The organism is Desulfonauticus submarinus, from assembly GCF_900104045.1.
Classification (GTDB): Bacteria; Desulfobacterota; Desulfovibrionia; order Desulfovibrionales; family Desulfonatronovibrionaceae; genus Desulfonauticus; species Desulfonauticus submarinus.
On record NZ_FNIN01000001.1, the window covers coordinates 153,887 to 170,329 of the forward strand.

Sequence of the window (16,443 nt, forward strand, 5' to 3'; positions counted from 1 at the left end):
AGGATGGAGTTGTGAAAACAATCTGGAAGATATTAGGGTTTATTGTAGTTGTTGCTTGTCTTCTAGGTATATTAGTCATTGGTTGGCTAGAGGAATGGTCATGGTGGCTTATAGGAGCAGTATGTTTTGTTTTTATTGGAGGAATTGTCGCAGTTATTTTTATAAAGCGTTATATTGCAAGACGTAAAGAACGTTTATTTGTAAAACGAGTTATTGAACAAGATTCTAAAATAATAGAAGAGTCTCCAGAACATTCTAGAGTTGATCTTGAAGAGATGCAAGCAAAGTGGAAAGAAGCGATATCGCTTCTTTCTAAATCTCATTTAAAAAAATATGGAAATCCTCTTTATGTATTGCCTTGGTTTTTGTTTTTAGGTGAATCTGGTTCAGGAAAGAGTACAGCCTTAAAAAATTCGAGGTTAGCCTCTCCCTTAACAGATATACCTAAAGTGTCTGGTATTGCAGGGACAAGAAATTTTGATTGGTGGTTTTTTGAAAAAGCAATCATTTTAGATACAGCAGGAAGATACTCTATTCCTATTGATGAAATACAAGATAAAGAAGAATGGGAAAACTTTTTAACATTAATTGCTAAGTATAGAAAAAAAGAACCTTTAAATGGCATAGTTGTCTCTATTTCTTGTGAAGATTTATTAAAAGATGATAATGCAAAACTTACAGATAAAGGTCAGTTTCTAAGAAAAAGAATAGACCAAGTAATGAGAGTTACGGGATATAAAATTCCTATTTACCTTTTAGTCACAAAAGTAGATAAAATCCATGGATTTATAGAGTTTGTGTCTGCTCTAGGGGACAAATACTATAATCAGTGCCTTGGTTATATGGTAAAAGAGGATAAACTTGATTGGCGAGGGGTTTTAAAAGAATCCTTAACTTATATTGGGGATAAATTAAGAAAGTTTCGATTTCTTATTGTTCAACAAAGTCGGGGTGTGAACCCTGCGTTATTGCTTTTTCCAAAAGAGTTAGAACGTCTTTCTCCAGGATTAGAAGCTTTTTGTGAAGGATTGCTTTCTCCTAATCCTTATCAAGAAGAACCCTTTTTTAGAGGGATTTACTTTAGCAGTGCTAAACAGGAAGGAGAAATTTTATCAGATTTTTTAACTAACTTTTCCCTAACTAAATTTGCAGTTATTAAGAATTTTATTAAGGAGAGAGGACTCTTTTTAAGAGATTTTTTTGCTTCTATTTTACCCTCTGATAGATATCTTTTCATGCCTTTAAGGGAATATCAAACGTGGAAGAAAAGAACATTTACTATTGCTTTTGTGGCCTGGATTCTCCTTGTTAGTGGGACAATAGGATTAATTTTGGGTGCATATAACCATAATTTAAGTATTTTAACAAAAATAAAAGATATTTCTAAGATTTCTTTTAAAGAAGATATCAATTCAAATCTTATTTTACTTTCAAAGTATGGAGAATTAATTCAAGATCTTGAAAGTGAAAATAATGATTATCCTCTTCCAATGATGGGGTTTTCTTATAGTCATAATGCAATAGATAAGCTTAAAAACATATATGTTGAAGTATTTAAAGATAAAATTTTAGAACCTATAGATAATAATATTGTAATTTCTCTTCGTACCCTTTTAATTTCTGATAAAGAAAATAATTCTTTGAGGATCATAGATTTTATTTTAAATCAAGTTGTGCTTTTAGAATATTTTATAAAAAAAGATGATAAAAATACAAATAATATGTTGTCCAATTTAAGTTATGATTTACCTTTAGTGTATAATAGAGTTAAAGAAGAGATTTCTCCGTATTTTTCTAAAGGATATAATTTATATTTAGGATTTTCTTCTAAAAAATACTTGGGGTCTAGACTTGAATTTAGGCTTAATCTCTTAAAAGAGATTTTATCTTCTGTTGGAAGAGATTTGCATTGGGTTATTTATCATCCTGATTTAAATCAATATAATATTAGTTTATCAAGATTGTGGGAGTATACTAATAATTTTGAAAATGATTCCTTTGTTCCTGGAGCTTTTACAGTAAAAGGAAAGAAATATATAGACAATTTTATATCTTTTCTAAAAACAGCTCTAAATAAAAAAGGAGTTTTAACTCCTGAGGTAGAGAGATCTTTTTTTAAATGGTATAAAGAGCAGTTTTTTGAGGAGTGGAGAAAGTTTTTACAGAATTTTTCAGATGGTGAAATGGCTTTAGAAAATTGGTCTTCTCGTCATGAAATGGCGATGAAAATGTGTTCAGAAGATAATCCTTATTATGGTGTAATAGAATTATTTGTTAAACAAGTGCAAGGAGTGTTTGGCAAAGATAAAAAGACACTTCAAAAGGATATTCCAACTTGGGTAAAGCCTATTTTAATTTTATATTCTGCTTGGCAAGAAGCTCAAAGTTTAGATCAAAAAAAGAGCCAATCTTTACCTTTAAAAGAAAAATTAAAACGCAAAATTTTGGGAGATTTTTTTAAGTTTAAAAAGACAGCTTTATCTTTAACTAATGATAAAGAGTTAAAACGTTATCAAGATATTTTAAAAATAGCTAAGTTATGGCTGAAATATAAACAAGATATGCAAAAATTAGTTCACATAACTACAGATAGTGCTACTGCTTTTCAACTTACTTCTGAATTCTTTCCTTATGGGACAAATCCTACTGCTAGTAAATCTGTTTTTTATATTGTAAACAATGATATATTTTCTTTAAAGGTTTTGTTAAAAAAATATGGTGATAATTCGATTGCTAATTATTTATTGGCTGCTCCTTTTAAGTATGTTGTAGATTATGCTATTATGGAAACAGCCTGTGTTTTACAACAGAAATGGGAAGAAGAAGTATTAGGTAAGATAGAAGGATTAAATCATATAGAGAAGATAAAATTGCTTTTTAATGGAGAAAATTCATTAGTTGATAAATTTTTACAAAACACAGCAAAGCCTTTTGTAGGCTTGGATCGTTTTGGATATTATCCGCGTAAGGCTTTGGGAAAGAAATTGCCTTTTACTAAGAGTTTTTTTGGATTTGTAAATCAGGGTAAAAATTTGTTTTTTACTTCTAAAAAAACATTTGAAGTTTATTTTAGAACATTGCCTGTTGGTGCCAATAAAGATGCCAAAATACAACCTTATGGGTGCAAACTTAGTTTGCAATGTGCAGAAAAAATTTATGAATTAGAAAATTTCAACTTCCCTTCTTCAGAAACATTTAAGTGGTCTTCTGACCAATGTGGAGACGTAACCCTTTGGATTTATTTACCTGGCTTGAAATTGAAAAAAGTTTTTTCTGGCCCTTTGGGTTTGGCCAAGTTTTTGCTGAGGTTTAGAGATGGAAGTAGTACTTTTTATCCTAAAGAATTTGGGTCTGATAAAGAATTTTTGCAGTCACAGAAAATTAAGTGGATAAAGGTTGGATATGAGATTCAAGGGGCTGAACCAATCATTAAAATGCTTCAGGATATTCCAGATGAAATTCCTACAGAAATTCTTACCTGCTGGCATTGATAAAGAGATATGGACAACTTGGTATTTTGGGCTTTGGGGCAAGCTGCCAGTATTTCCTGATTTTGTAGATGTAAAGCCTAAATATGAAAATTTAAGCTTTTTAGATCTTTTTAAAAACGGCTGGTTTAAAAGAGAATCTTTTAAAAAGGGTTGTGTTTGTAGCTTAAAGAATAATAAGATGGAAATAGCTTTATTTAAGATGTCTCAAGATAGTTTAGGAAGAAGTTGTCCTTTAGTGGTGTATGGAATTGGTAGGAGTATAAATGGGCTCTCAGGGTGGCGATGGATGTCTTTTTTGCCTGAGATATTATGTTTTTTAAATGAAAACTTAAATAAAAATTTTAATTCATATAAAGAATTAATGCAAGAAGTAGAGCAAGAAAGAAGGTATGTTATAGAAAAATATGATATGAAAAATAATAAAAAAGAATTATCCACCTTTATTTTAAAAATAAAAGATGATATAGAAAAATATAGATCATACTTATTGAAACATAAAAGTATCTATTTAAAGATAGATGATAATATGTTAATAGATAAAAAGAAGTTATACTTATTTTGGAAGGCTTTTGATATGTATTTTAATATGTTTCCTCAAAATTGTGTATTGCATTTTTATAATGATAAAGTAGTTCTTGGAATGTTATTTCGTGATTTTAAAATGCAAGACTTTGAAGGATATGTTGAATAACCATATATTCAAGGGGATAGTATGGAATTAGAAGGTTTAGGAAAAACTCCTATTAGTGAAGAGAGTCCTGCTGGCCAAGAGATTTCTTATGAGCCTGAGTTTGAAGCTTTACAGTCTGAGATTGATAAAATGTCTGTTGTATCTGCTGCAGGAGAAGTTGATTGGAAAAAAGTGGTTGAATTAAGCTCCACTTTACTTGCTCAAAAGGGAAAGCATATTTTAGTGTGTGTATATTTAACTAGAGGATTAATGGAGATTCAGGGATTTAAAGGATTATGTTTAGGTACTCAAATTTTAAAAGATTTAATAGAAAATTTTTGGGATACTCTTTATCCGCCAAAAAAGAGAAAACGAGGTCGTATTAATGCTTTAAAATGGTGGGCTGATAAAACAGAATCATTTTTGCGTTCTTTAACTGATGGTCCGGATTTAGATAAAGAAGAAATAAGTAAATTGAAGGCTAATATAAAAGAGTTGGATTCTATTTTAGAAGAAAAATTAGGTGAAGATGCTCCTATTTTGCGTTCTATTCTTCAGGCTATTGATAGACTTCCAATAAAGGAAGAAGTTAAAGAGCAGGCTCCTAGCGAAGAAGTTGTTCAAAAAGAAATAAACCAGACTCAAGATGCTAACTTTTCTAGTGGGTCGGTAAGTCATTTAGAAGGGATTAGTGTTGGTGAGTTAGAGTCTGAAAAGGATGTTAACAGATTTTTAGCTCAATGTACCTCTGCTTTAGGACAAGTAGTTCATTTTTATTTAAATCAGGATTTAGCAAAGCCTTTGCTTTATCAGGTTAATCGTTTTTGTGCTTGGGTAGATATAGATGCTCTTCCTATGGTCCAGGATGGAAATAAAACAATGATTCCACCTCCTGATGAGACGATTCGTTCTAGTATTCAAGGCCTTATTGCTAGTAAGGAATACGAAGATGCTATAAGAGCGTGTGAGTCTAGGGTAAGAGAATTCGTTTTTTGGTTAGATCTATCTTATTGGACAGCTCAGTGTTTGCAAGAACTTGGAGGTAAATATAGTAAGGCGTATGATGCTGTTAGCTATACTACTTTTGCTTATGCTCAACGATTATCTGGTATTGAAGCTTTAACATTCTCAGATGGAACTCCCTTTCTTAGTCCTGAGGCAAAAGCTTGGTTGAGAGAGGTAGGCAATGAAAATTCAGATATAAGTGGAACGACACAAGCAAGAGATTCTTTTTTTACAGAATTGGAGCAAAAGGCCAAAGAATTTTTAAGTAAAAAACAGGTAATTAAGGCCATTGGTGTTTGGCAAGAAGGTATAGAAAAAGGAAAAGGAATTCGGCAGAAGTTTTTATGTAGAATGGCTTTAACTAGGCTTTTATTTTCTGTGGGTAAAAAAAATCTTGCTATTCCACAAGTGTTGTTATTGTTAAAGGATGTCAAGAATTATGCGTTAGAGGATTGGGAGCCAGATATAGTGACTCAGGCTTTTAGCTTAATGCTTGAGGTATTAGATGGAGTAAAGGGGCAAGAGGAAATAAGGCAAGAAATAAAAGATAGATTAGTTTGCCTTAATCCTATTTTGGCTTTTAAGACTTTAAAATAGTAAATTAAATAAAGGAGGGAAAAATGGAAGGTTCTATAGCTCCTAAAGAACGAGTTAATATTACTTATAAACCCGCGACAGGAGATGCTCAAGAAGAGGTAGAACTCCCTTTAAAGTTATTGATAATGGGGGATTTTACTTTACAAGAAGATGAGAGAATGGTGGAGGATAGAGAACCTATTAGCATTGATAAGAATAATTTTAATGATGTGCTAAAAGCGCATAATTTAGAATTACAATTCACTGTTCCTAATAAGTTAAGCGATAATGAAGAAGATGAGGAACTTTCAGTTAACTTAAAGTTTGAACATATTAGAGATTTTGATCCAGATAATGTTGTTAAGCAAGTTCCTGAATTAGCAAGGTTAATGGAATTGAGAGAGGCTTTAGTGGCTTTAAAAGGTCCTTTGGGTAATATTCCTGAGTTTAGGAAAAAGTTACAGAAACTTATTGAAGATCCAGGTACTAGAGAAAAGATTTTAAAAGAATTGAATTTGGATAAGGAATAAAAGGAGGGTTAATTATGAGTGCGGAAGAAAAACAGCAGCAACAACAAGCCCCTGCTCAAGAAGGTGAAAGTTCTCTTTTAGATGAAATTATTGAGGCTACCCGGGTTAAGCCTTCTGATGAGACTTATTCTATCACTAAAAGGGGAGTGAAGGCCTTTATAGATGAATTGTTAAAACCTTCAAGAGAAGGTGTAAAAGTTAGTAAGTCTCTTGTAGATGAAATGATTGCTCAATTGGACTCAAAGCTTTCTGCTCAGGTAAATGAGATTTTACACCATAAAGATTTTCAAACGTTAGAATCTGCATGGAGATCTTTAAAATATTTAGTTGATAATACAGATTTTAGAGAAAATATTAAGATAAATATGGTAAATATTAGTAAACAGGATCTGTTAGATGATTTTGAAGATGCTCCAGAAGTAACTCAGTCTGGATTATATAAGATTGTCTATTCTGCAGAATATGGGCAATTTGGTGGGCAACCTTATGGAGCAATGATTGGTAACTATGATTTTGGTCCAGGTCCTCAAGATATTAAATTACTTCAAAATGTTGCAAGTGTAGCTGCTATGGCCCATGCTCCTTTTATTGCAGCAGCTTCTCCTGAATTTTTTGGCATAGATTCTTTTACAGAACTACCAAATCTAAAAGATCTAGAAGCTATTTTTGAAGGTCCTCAATATGCGAAATGGCGTTCTTTTAGGGAATCTGAAGATGCTCGCTATGTGGGGCTTACTTTACCTAAGTTTCTTTTACGTCTTCCTTATGGCCCTGATACTGTTCCCGCAAAGACCTTTAATTTTAAAGAAGATGTTTCTTCTGGAGATGATGCTTTCTTATGGGGAAATACAGCTTTTGCTTTTGCTGCCAGGCTTACTGATAGTTTTGCTAAGTATAGATGGTGTGCGAACATTATTGGTCCTCAAGGAGGAGGAGCGGTTGAAAATCTACCAGTTTATAATTTTGAATCCATGGGTACTTTACAAACAAAGATACCTACACAGGTATTAATTTCAGAAAGAAAGGAATATGAATTAGCAGAACAAGGGTTTATTGCTTTAACTATGAGAAAAGGTTCTGATAATGCAGCTTTCTTTTCTGCAAATTCCTGTCAAAAGCCTAAAAGTTTTGGTAATACTAAAGAAGGTAAAGAAGCAGAATTAAATTATAAGTTAAGTACTCAACTCCCATATATGTTTGTAGTAAATCGTCTAGCTCATTATATTAAGGTTATTCAGAGAGAACATATTGGTACCTGGAAACAACGCGGAGATCTCGAAGACGAACTTAATAAATGGATTAGACAGTATGTTGCAGATCAGGAAAATCCTGCTCCTGGTGTAAGGTCTAGACGTCCTCTTAGAAGAGCTGAGATTAAAGTAAGTGATGTAGCTGGTGATCCAGGATGGTATAGTGTAACAATGAAGATTATGCCTCATTTTAAATATATGGGAGCAAACTTTACTTTATCTTTGGTTGGTAAATTGGATAAAGAATAGTAATTAAAACAAAGGAGGTTAAAATGGCGTTAACAGGTTATTTAAAGGTTGTTGGTAAAAACCAAGGAGAAATCCAAGGCGATTGTAAACAAAGTGGAAGAGAGAATTTGATAGTGGTTTATGAAGTAGATCACAGTGTTGAAGTTCCTCGTGATCCACATACGGGAATGCCTACAGGGCAACGTATTCATTTGCCTTTAAAAATTACTAAACATTTAGATCAAGCTAGTCCTAAATTGAATCAAGCTTGTACTTCAGGAGAACAACTTTCTGAGGTTACTTTGCAGTTTTATAGGATAAACGAAAAGGGGCAAGAAGAACATTATTACACCATTAAATTGGAAAATGCTATTATTGTTAAAACTAGATGTTATAAGCCTTTGACATTTTTAGAAGAAAATAAACCATACAAAGATATGGAAGAGATATTCTTTTCTTATGAAAAGATTATTTGGACTTATGAGCCTGATGGTGTGGAAGCTGAGGATAGTTGGTTAGCTCCTAAATCTGCATAAGCACGGTAAAGGGACACCTTAAGGTGTCCCTTTATTTTAGGTAAGATATTTATGAATGGATTAAGATTGTTGGAAAGAATTGCTTTAATGGAAGAAAATCCTGATCAAAGAGTTTTTTTTGATAGAGAACAGGTTATTAATTCTATTATTATGAATTTGACCAATATTTTAAATACAAAAATAGGTAGTGCTCAAACAGTTCCAGATTTGGGAACACCTGATTTTACTAATTTTTTAGGAAGGCCTAAAAGTGAAAATTTTGAGGAACTAAAGCGTGTTATTCAACATGTCATTGAGAAATATGAGCCTAGACTTCAAGATATTAAGTTAGAAGAAATAGAAGATGAGAATGATCCTTTTTCTTTAAGTTTTAGAGTAGAAGGAAAAGTGTCTACAGAGAGAGGAGAAATGGAAATATATTTTGTTTCAAGAGTGCGTCCAGAAGGAAGAGTTGAGGTGGGAGAAAAATAATGCTGGTAAAGGATTATTATCAACAGCAATTGGATAGATTACGAAGATTAGCTCAAGAATTTGCAAAATCTCATCCAGCTCTTGCTCCTATGTTGTCTGGTCAATCTAGAGATCCAGATGTGGAAAGATTATTAGAAGGAATGGCCTATTTGACAGGCATGCTTACTGCTAGATTAGATGATAGTTTCCCTGAGATTGTTCATACTCTTATTCAGCTTTGCTCTCCTCAATATTTAAGACCAATCCCTTCCAGTACGATTATTCAATTTGTCCCTGATAGAAGTATTAAAGATTGTTTGACGATTAAAGCAGGTACGGAAATTAATTCTATTCCTGTAGAAAAAGAACGTTGTATTTATAGAACTTGTATAGATGTATTGGTATATCCGATTTTTATTTCAGAAGTAGAACATAAGGAAAATATTGGTCAAGATCCTGTTATTAGAATTTCATTTCAGGGAAGAGATTCTTATCCAGAAAATCTTCCGCCTTATATTCGACTTTTTTTAAGGGGCAGTTTTGTTCATACCTCAAATTTATTCTATATTCTTACCACTAAAGTAAAAAAGATAGTTTTTAAAGATGAGAATAAAGAGCTATCTTTATCTCCCAAAGAGATAAAAGCACCTTTTTTTAGTTTAGAAAAAGCCCTTTTCCCTTATCCGAAAAATTCTTTTCCTGCATTTCGTTTATTTCAGGAGTATTTTGTTTTACCAGAAAAATTTTTATTTTTAGATATTTATGGATGGGATAAATGGAGAGAAAGTGGAGGAAATCCAAATTTTGAAATAGAGTTTTTATTAGACAAAAAGACAGAATGTGGGCGAATAGAAGAAAAAAATTTTTCTTTATTTTGTACTCCAGCGGTCAACTTATTCAAACATGAAGCTGTTCCTATAGAGTTAGATCATCGTTCTTTTGAATATAAAATTATTCCAGGAGGACAAAAAGGAAGTACATATTCTATCTTTAGTATAGATAGAGTTATGGGTATTGTGCAGGGAAGTGTAGAAAAAAAAGAGTACTTGCCTCTGGAAATAATTGGAACAGATAAAGTAAGTGGGACATATTACCAAAATATCAGGTTGTCTCCTACTTCAGGTAAGCCAGAATTATATGTTAGTGTGGGGTATAGTGGAAAAGAAGATTTGCAGAGAGAAATTTTAGTTATAGATTTAACATGTACTCATGGGGAAAGAGTAAACTCTTTACAAATAGGTGATATATGTGAAGAAACAGACTCTTCTCCTACTTTATGTTCTTTTGAGAATATTATTACTCCTACTCCGAACTATTATCCTGTGATAGATAAGGATAACTTATGGAGATTTATGTCCCATTACAACATCAATATTTTTTCCTTAAAAAATGCAAGCAAATTAAGGGAAATATTAAGTCTATATTTGGATTTTCAAATAAAAGATACGCAAAGATTTTTTGCTAATAAAAGGAGAATAGATGGGATTCTAGATCTAAAGATTAAGCAAGGAGCAAGATTGCATAAGGGAAATATGTTGATGGGACATGATATAAATATAGTTTTATCTTCAGAAAATTTTAGTAGCTATGGAGATATGTATATTTTTATAAAAATTTTAGATTATTTTTTCTCTTATTATGCAGCAATTAATTCTTATATTAGGCTTGTTGTAAAAGATTCAAAAACAGGAGAAATTTTAGAGTGTCCAGCCAGATTTGGGGAACAGCTATTAATTTAAAACAAGAACTTGAACAACATTCTTCTAGTTTTAATTTTGTCCAAGCAATACGTTTGTTAAGAGTATTGTTAGATAAAAATAAATCTTTGGATAGAATATTAGAAGAGGATGTATTTGTAGAACCATTGCTTTCTTTAGCTTTTCCAGGGAGTGATATTTATAAGATAGAAAAAAGAGATGATAAATACCATGTGTTAGCTACTTTTTTGGGATTATATGGTCCATCATCTCCCTTACCCGTTTATTATACAGAAGAAATTATTAATGAAAGATTAGAAGAAAAAAGTGTTAAAAAAGATTTTTTGGATATATTTAATCATCCTTTTTATGAATTATTTATTAAAATTTGGTTAAAATATAGAATATGGTTGAAGATAATTGATGAAAAAGATGAAGAAAGTTTGAATTTTATATATGCTTTTTTAGGATTAGATTATCTTGAAATTGAGTCTAAAGAAAAGAGAAACTTTTTAAGATATGCTGCTCTTTTTTGCCAAAGACCAAGATCTGCTATAGGCATTAAAGCAATTGTTTCTGATTTTTTGAATGAAGATAAGGTAGAAATACGACAATGTGTTGAGGTACAGGTTGAAATTCCTGTGCAACAACGAGTGGCTTTAGGTAAAGAGAATACCGTATTAGGAGAAGATTTATTTTTAGGGAAGAAGGTTTCTAGCAGAAACTTAGCAGTAGAAATTAAGGCTGGTCCTTTAAAAAAGGATGCTTTTAAAAAGATTGTTCCAGTAAACAATAATTTTAAAAGATTACAACATTATTTAAGATTATATATGGAACTTCCTTTACAGTGCAATTTTATTCCTGTTTTAAAATCTTCTGATGCTTCTCCACTATCTCTGGGTAAAGAATGGTGTTTTTTAGGGGTTAATAGCTGGATATATACAAAAGATAAGTACAAAGATAATTTAGTAGGTTTATGGAAGATTTAAATAATCAACTATAATTAAATTTAAGATCGTAAAGGAGTTTTAATATGCAACATGATTTAAGAAAAATAGTAAATAAATTTAACTCCACGGCTGCAGAAGTTTTACAAAATGCTGCTGGTTTGTGTGTATCCAGAACCAATTATGAGATTGCAGTAGAGCATTATTTGCTTAAAGCAATAGAAAATATTGGTGGGGATGTGCAGCTTATATTACATCATTTTGGAGTGGATACTGGAGAAATTCAAGCAAGAATTCTTGATGCTTTAGAAGATTTTAAAGCAGGTAATACAGGAAAACCAATATTTTCACCTTTGTTAGTTGACCTATTTGAAAGTTCTTGGCTTGTAACATCTATTGATTTGGGACTGAATAGGATCAGTACAGGAAGCATATTTTTAACTTTTTTAAAAAAACCAACATATTTTGGGGCTGGTAGTTATATTGATGTATTGGTGGAAAAAATTGATATAAGAGAACTAGAGGAAAATTTTTGGAATATTTTAAAGAACTCTAATGAATATCAAGAAGTAGCTCGAGAACAAGCAGGTGGAGCTCCTGTAGCTGAAGGAGGTTTTGTAGAAAAATATTGCCAAGATTTTACTGCTAAAGCAAAGGAAGGAAAAATTGATCCTGTTTTTGGAAGAGAAGATGAAATAAATCAAATTATAGATGTGTTAGCTAGAAGAAGAAAAAATAATCCTATTTTAGTTGGAGAACCAGGAGTGGGTAAAACTGCGGTTATTGAAGGTTTGGCCCTTAGGATTGTGGAAGGTGATGTACCTGAAATGTTAAGAAATGTACGTTTGCTTGGCTTGGATATGGGTTCTTTAGAGGCAGGGGCAAGTGTTAAAGGGGAGTTTGAAAAAAGGTTAAAAGGTGTTTTAGATGAGATAAAAGCATCAGAACAATCTACTATTTTGTTTATAGATGAAGCACATACGTTAATTGGAGCTGGAGGAAGCGCGGGCAGTTCAGATGCTGCTAATTTATTAAAACCTGCTTTGGCTAGAGGAGAAATAAAGGCTTGTGCAGCTACAACTTGGAGTGAATATAAAAAATATTTTGAAAAAGATCCTGCTCTTGCAAGAAGGTTTCAATTAATAAAGCTTGATGAACCAGATGTAAAAACGGCAATTATGATTTTAAGAGGATTAAAATCTTTTTATGAAGAAACACATAAAGTTACAGTATTAGATGATGCTATTGTAGCAGCTGCAGAATATGCTGATAGATATATTACAGGAAGATTTTTACCAGATAAAGCAATTGATGTATTAGATACAGCATGTGCTAGAGTTAAAATTAATCTTTCTTCTAAGCCTGCTAAATTAAATGCATTGGAAAAAGAATTGCAATCTCTTCAAAGAAAACAAAAAGGGATAGAAAGGGATAAATTGCATGGTAGGGTTATAGATGAGGAAGATTATGATAATACTTTGAAATCAATAGAAGTTATTCAAAAAGATATAGAGGAACTTAGAAATAAATGGTTGCAAGAAAAAGAAATAGTGGAAAAATTATTGGATTTACGTTCCAAATTACAAGAAGTTGAAGATAAAGAAAGTATTCAAAAAGAAATAAAAGAATTAGAAGAGAATTTGCAGGAACTACATCAAGGCGATCCTCTTATTCGTTATGAAGTGGATGTGGATGTGGTAGGGCAGGTAATTTCAGATTGGACAGGCGTTCCGTTAGGAAAAATAAAGCGCGATGAAACTGAGAATATTTTAAAGTTAGAAGAAAAATTAAGAGAAAGAATAAAAGGTCAAGATCATGCACTCACAATGATTACCAAAGTTATCAAGGCTGCTAAATCTGGGGTTAAGCCGCCGACTCAGCCAATGGGGGTATTTTTGTTAGTAGGCCCAAGTGGAGTGGGCAAAACAGAGACAGGTCTTGCATTAGCTGATCTACTTTTTGGAGGAGAGCAACATGTTGTTACTATAAATATGAGTGAATTTCAGGAAAAACATACAGTAAGTCGTTTGATCGGTTCACCTCCTGGTTATGTTGGTTATGGAGAAGGAGGCATGCTTACAGAAGCGGTGCGTCAACGTCCTTATACCGTAGTCTTGCTAGATGAAGTGGAAAAAGCTCATCCTTCTGTGATGAATCTATTTTATCAAGTATTTGATAAAGGTGTATTAACCGATGGTGAGGGCAAGGAGATTAGTTTTAAAGATACAGTTATTCTACTTACTAGTAATTTAGGAACAGATATTATTCAGGAAATGACAAAAGAAGAAGAAAAACCGCCAGCAGATGCTGTAATGCAGGCAATTAGACCATTGCTTTCAAAGCATTTTCAACCTGCTTTATTAGCTAGAATGACAGTTATTCCATATTTTAGTCTGGATAAGACAACCCTTAGAGAGATTGTAATTTTAAAATTAAATAAAATGTCTGATACGGTTTATAATAATAACCGTATAAAAATAAATTATACTCCTGAAGTTGTTGATAAGATAACAGAACGATGTTCAGAAGTAGAGACAGGTGCACGGAATATTGATTATATATTACAAGGCAATATTATGCCTAAGATTGCAGATAAAATACTAGAAATGATGGCAGGCGAAAAAGAAATAAATAAATTACAGTTAATAGTTAAAGAAGATGGCTTTGAAGTAATAGAATAAATAATTAAACTTTTAGCTTAATGGAGTATAAAATGCAAAAAGAAAGACGATTTGCATTTATATCTTTTGATTTTCCTGCTGATACGTTTCAAGTAGTACGTTTTAATGGAGAAGAAGGTTTATCTAATTTATATAGGTTTGAAATAGATTTGATTTCTAAAGAAAAAGATTTGGATTTAGGAGATATATTACAAAGTCCTGCTCAATTTAAAATTTTTCGAGAAGATGGAGTTGCTTTATATAATGGGATTTTAGAGGAATTTGATCAATTACATTACTATGAAGAATATACATTTTATAGAGCAGTTTTAGTTCCCAAATTGTGGTGGTTATCTCAAACCTATCATAATCAAGTGTTTTTAAACAAAAGTATTTCTGAAATTTTAAAAGATATTTTACAAGATGGAGGATTATTAGAAACGGATTTTGAATTTCGCATTCAAGAAGAATATAAACCACTGGAATATGTGTGTCAGTACAATGAAACGCATTTAAATTTTTTTCAACGTTGGTTAGCACGAGAAGGTATGTATTATTTTTTTGAACAAGGTGAACATAGTGAGAAATTAATTATTACAGACACAAGAATGGGGCATAATGTGTTTTCTGAAGGAGAAAATTTAACTTATGTTCAGTTTTCTGGGCTTGATGATATTCATAGAGAAGAAATTGTTTATGGATTTTATTGTAGACAAAGGAGAATGCCAAAAAATTTACGTTTGAGGAATTATGATTATGAAAAATCTTTAATTATTTTAGAGGGAGAGAGTGAAGTTAGTGAAGATGGCTTAGGTACAATTTATCAGTATGGAGAATATTTTAAAGATAATACAGAAGGAAAACGGTTAGCAAAGATTAAGGCAGAGTCTTTAAAGTGTAAAGAGAAAATTTTTAAGGGGCAAAGTACAGTACCATATATAAGACCTGGTTATTTTTTTAATTTAAAGAATCATTATAGAAGAGATTTTAATAAACGCTATTTAGTAATTAACACTTATCATGAAGGATCTCAAGCAGCTTATTTAATAAGTGGACTTTCTGTTGATTTAAAAGGTATTGAAAAAGAAAATTATTATAGAAATGAGTTTGAAGCGATAGAGTCAACTTTGCAGTTTAGAACAGAAGAATATAAAGAAAAACCAAAATTTTATGGTTTTTTAAATGCTAAAATAGATGCAAAAGGAAGTGGAGAATATGCTGAAATTGATGACCAAGGAAGATATAAAGTTATTTTACCTTTTGATATTTCAGGATCTGATCCAGGCAAAGGGTCTGCTCCTCTTCGCATGATGCAACCTTATTCAGGTCCTAAAGAAGGAATGCATTTTCCTTTGCGTAAAGGAACTGAAGTGCTTTTAGCTTTTATTGATGGAGATCCAGATAGACCTGTTATAGCTGGAACTGTGCCTAATCCAGATACACCTTCTCCTGTTACAGCAGAGAATCAAACTATGTGCAAGATTAATACTCATGGTGGTAATAAAATTCACATAGAAAATGAAGAAGGTAAGCAAAAAATATTATTTCATACTCCTACCCAAGGCTCATTTATTCGTTTGGGCGCTGGAGGCAAGGATCCTGGTCTTATACCCAATTCTGACAATATATCTATACCAAATATAGAAAAGGTTATAAAAGAGCAACTAAAAGCTAATGGTAGTGAAATTCTTGATACTGCAGGAGATGAAATTTCTGGTTTAATAGACAAGGTAAAAAAACTTTGGGATGATTCAGGTAAACCTGGTGGTGTTAGGTTGTTTTCTCTTGGTCCTATTTCATTAACTGCGGCAAGGAAGGATGAAACTTTTCTTGGTAGTAGTGCTAGTACAATTTTAGGAATGAGATCAGAGCTTACTATAGGTTCTCATTCATTAACTACTATTATTAGTTCAACTACTAACCGTCTTGGTGGACATGAAACTTTTAAATCTTGGAGAATAGCATTTATACCTTTTTATAATAATTTTGCAGGTATCGTTAAGAAAATTACTGGTATAAATTTTAAAGTTGCCTCTGAAGAAACCAAGGTGGTTGAAGCAGAAGAAGCTAATATTGCTGCTGTAAAAAATGAATTATCAGAGAATCAAGCGACAATAGCTGCAGAAGTTATGAAACTAAAAGGAGAGCTTACAGAATTGAGAGGAGAAGTTACAAAGTTGGAAGGTGAAAATACTGCTTTGCAAGGAGAAGTGACCGAGTTATCTGGAGAGGTTACAAAATTGGCAGGGGAAACTACTGAACTTAAAGGAGAAGTGACTGAAATTAAGGGAGAGCAAACTAAAATAATGGGAGAACTTACTAAAATTGCAGGAGAGGAAACTTCTCTTGCAGGAGAAAGTACTGAAATGGCTGGAGAGAAGATAGTATTTTAAACTAACTGAT

11 protein-coding genes are annotated in these 16,443 nt (G+C 32.1%); all 11 read left to right on the forward strand.

What is annotated here, in order from left to right; all coding sequences use genetic code 11:
• Window positions 1–11: 11 nt before the first annotated feature.
• The 11 genes from BLP60_RS00805 to BLP60_RS00855 are packed head-to-tail and all read left to right on the forward strand — an operon-like array spanning window position 12 to window position 16,433.
• Window positions 12–3,491 carry a type VI secretion protein IcmF/TssM N-terminal domain-containing protein gene (locus tag BLP60_RS00805; RefSeq protein ID WP_092061898.1) on the forward strand — a complete coding sequence of 1,160 codons (3,480 nt, stop codon included), beginning with the start codon at window positions 12–14 and terminating at the stop codon, window positions 3,489–3,491.
• Complete coding sequence (locus BLP60_RS00810; protein ID WP_092061901.1) at window positions 3,454–4,182, forward strand: hypothetical protein; 729 nt, start codon at window positions 3,454–3,456, stop codon at window positions 4,180–4,182. The genes BLP60_RS00805 and BLP60_RS00810 overlap by 38 nt, the downstream gene beginning before the upstream one ends.
• Window positions 4,183–4,203: 21 nt before the next feature.
• Window positions 4,204–5,763, forward strand: coding sequence for a type VI secretion system protein TssA (tssA, locus tag BLP60_RS00815; protein ID WP_092061905.1), 1,560 nt, complete (start codon window positions 4,204–4,206; stop codon window positions 5,761–5,763).
• A 23-nt stretch (window positions 5,764–5,786) separates the two neighbouring features.
• Entirely contained in the window at window positions 5,787–6,272 is a 486-nt protein-coding gene (tssB, locus tag BLP60_RS00820; protein WP_092061908.1) for a type VI secretion system contractile sheath small subunit, read from the forward strand.
• A 14-nt stretch (window positions 6,273–6,286) separates the two neighbouring features.
• A complete protein-coding gene (gene tssC, locus BLP60_RS00825) occupies window positions 6,287–7,771 on the forward strand; it encodes a type VI secretion system contractile sheath large subunit (protein WP_092061911.1) in 1,485 nt (494 codons plus the stop codon).
• Between the two features lie 23 nt (window positions 7,772–7,794).
• Window positions 7,795–8,286, forward strand: a complete 492-nt coding sequence (locus BLP60_RS00830; RefSeq protein ID WP_092061914.1) for an Hcp family type VI secretion system effector — start codon at window positions 7,795–7,797, stop codon at window positions 8,284–8,286.
• A 51-nt stretch (window positions 8,287–8,337) separates the two neighbouring features.
• A complete protein-coding gene (gene tssE, locus BLP60_RS00835; protein WP_092061917.1) occupies window positions 8,338–8,757 on the forward strand; it encodes a type VI secretion system baseplate subunit TssE in 420 nt (139 codons plus the stop codon).
• Window positions 8,757–10,475: a type VI secretion system baseplate subunit TssF gene (tssF, locus tag BLP60_RS00840; protein ID WP_092061920.1), complete on the forward strand. Its 1,719-nt coding sequence runs from the start codon at window positions 8,757–8,759 to the stop codon at window positions 10,473–10,475. Before tssE ends, tssF begins: the two co-directional genes overlap by 1 nt.
• Window positions 10,439–11,422, forward strand: a complete 984-nt coding sequence (gene tssG, locus BLP60_RS00845; protein ID WP_092061922.1) for a type VI secretion system baseplate subunit TssG — start codon at window positions 10,439–10,441, stop codon at window positions 11,420–11,422. The genes tssF and tssG overlap by 37 nt, the downstream gene beginning before the upstream one ends.
• A 44-nt stretch (window positions 11,423–11,466) precedes the next feature.
• Entirely contained in the window at window positions 11,467–14,061 is a 2,595-nt protein-coding gene (gene tssH / locus BLP60_RS00850; protein WP_092061925.1) for a type VI secretion system ATPase TssH, read from the forward strand.
• Between the two features lie 32 nt (window positions 14,062–14,093).
• A complete protein-coding gene (locus tag BLP60_RS00855; RefSeq protein WP_159427662.1) occupies window positions 14,094–16,433 on the forward strand; it encodes a type VI secretion system Vgr family protein in 2,340 nt (779 codons plus the stop codon).
• The last annotated feature ends 10 nt before the right edge of the window (window positions 16,434–16,443 follow it).